The 1,815-nt window shown below is 63.6% G+C and carries 1 protein-coding gene and 1 pseudogene; both read left to right on the top strand.

The features are described from left to right. Window positions 1-100 precede the first annotated feature (100 nt). Window positions 101-1,105 carry a Holliday junction branch migration DNA helicase RuvB gene (gene ruvB, locus QZL63_RS08940; protein WP_290586639.1) on the top strand — a complete coding sequence of 335 codons (1,005 nt, stop codon included), beginning with the start codon at window positions 101-103 and terminating at the stop codon, window positions 1,103-1,105. Window positions 1,106-1,313: 208 nt separating this feature from the next. Further along, window positions 1,314-1,815: pseudogene (locus QZL63_RS08935) on the top strand (hypothetical protein); the annotation flags it as partial.

The raw sequence follows: 1,815 nt of genomic DNA, 5'->3' as shown, positions 1-1,815 counted from the left end.
GTAGCCACTCCTGCCGACAGGCTCTCCGGCCCGCATGTGCGGGCCGGATTTTTTTGTGCGCCACGCCGCCCGTGTCGGGAAAAATCGCTATCTTTGCGACATGTCAATCGTACGCAACACCGAGAGCGATCTCGAATTCGAAAACAGAATCCGCCCGCAGGAACTGGAAACCTTCGCGGGCCAGGAGAAGATCGTCGAGAACCTCCGCATCTTCATCAAGGCGGCACTCATGCGCGGCGACTCGCTCGACCATGTGCTGTTGCACGGCCCCCCGGGACTGGGCAAAACCACGCTTGCGAACATCATCGCCAATGAGATGGGCGCCCAGTTGCGCGTCACGTCGGGTCCCGTGCTGGACAAGCCGGGCGACCTGGCCGGCCTGCTGACCAGCCTCAACCCGGGCGACGTGCTCTTCATCGACGAGATCCACCGCCTCAGCCCCATTGTCGAGGAGTACCTCTACTCGGCCATGGAGGACTACAAGATCGACATCGTGCTCGACAAGGGTCCCTCGGCACGCTCGATTCAGATCGAGCTGGCCCCCTTCACGCTCATCGGCGCTACGACACGCAGCGGACTGCTCACCTCGCCTCTCAGGGCGCGTTTCGGCATTCAGTGCCACCTGGAGTATTACGACGCCCCGGTACTGGCGGGCATCGTCCGCCGCTCGGCCCGGATCCTCGACGTTCCGATCGACGACGACGCGGCCCACGAAGTGGCCCTGCGCTCGCGCGGCACGCCGCGTATTGCCAATGCCCTGCTGCGGCGCGTGCGCGACTTCGCCATGGTCAAGGGCGGCGGACACATCGACCTGGCCATCACCCGCATGGCGCTCTCGGCGCTGAACATCGACTCGCGCGGCCTCGACCGCATGGACAACAAGATTCTCGGCACGATCATCGAGAAGTTCAACGGCGGTCCGGTCGGACTGAATACCGTGGCCACGGCCGTCGGCGAGGAACCCGGCACGATCGAGGAGGTCTACGAACCGTTCCTGATCAAGGAGGGCTTCCTCAAGCGTACCCCGCGGGGACGCGAAGCCACTCCGCTGGCCTACGAACACCTCGGCGTCGCCTCGCCGGGGAGCGACTCGACCCTCTTCTGACCACACATCCGGGACGGTCTTCCTCAAGGAAGACCGTCCCGATCATATCCGCCGAATCCTCAATATGTCCTGAAGAGAGGGGCAAAACAGCCGTTTCCCGCGAAAACATTTGCCCGATTCATCTGATTTTCCTATCTTCGCGGAAAATACAGGGGGGGGGTAATTCCCCGAAAACAAAAAACTTACAATCATCAAACACCCCCACGAAATGACCCCGAACCAACCGAACCTTGCCAGGCGGGCACTGTTGCTGCTGTCCGCCCTGCTGCTCCCGGGCAGCTTCCCGCTCCAGGCCGCCAACCCGCACGACGAGGCATCTCCGGCCCGAAACCTGACCAATCCATCCAACCCCGAATCCGCACTCCGGACCGTACCGCCCGAAGAGGAGCCTCTCTCCGGCACGCCCCAACGCAGGGAACACCTTGCCCCGCGCGACCGCGCACAACACACGGTGTTCGCCAACGCCGGCTACCTGGCGATCCTCTCGGCGTTATACTTCGAAGAGAGTTCGTCCGGTTCGCTGAACTCGGGATTCGACCTGATGGCCGGATACAACTGGACCTCACGCCGCGGGCTCGGCGTGGGCATCATCTACTCGGGCGGCTTCATCTCCGCCGAACGGGATGCCGTCAAGCGCACGACCCGCCTGCACTACATCGCCCCGGAGTTCGTCGCCCGACAGCGCGCCGGCCGCCGGTGGCTCTTCCCCG

This window comes from Alistipes sp. CAG:268, from assembly GCA_000434235.1.
In the GTDB taxonomy this organism is placed as follows: domain Bacteria; phylum Bacteroidota; class Bacteroidia; order Bacteroidales; family Rikenellaceae; genus Alistipes; species Alistipes avistercoris.
Note: the sequence above shows the minus strand (reverse complement) of the source record. Positions and strands in the feature narration are given on the sequence as shown.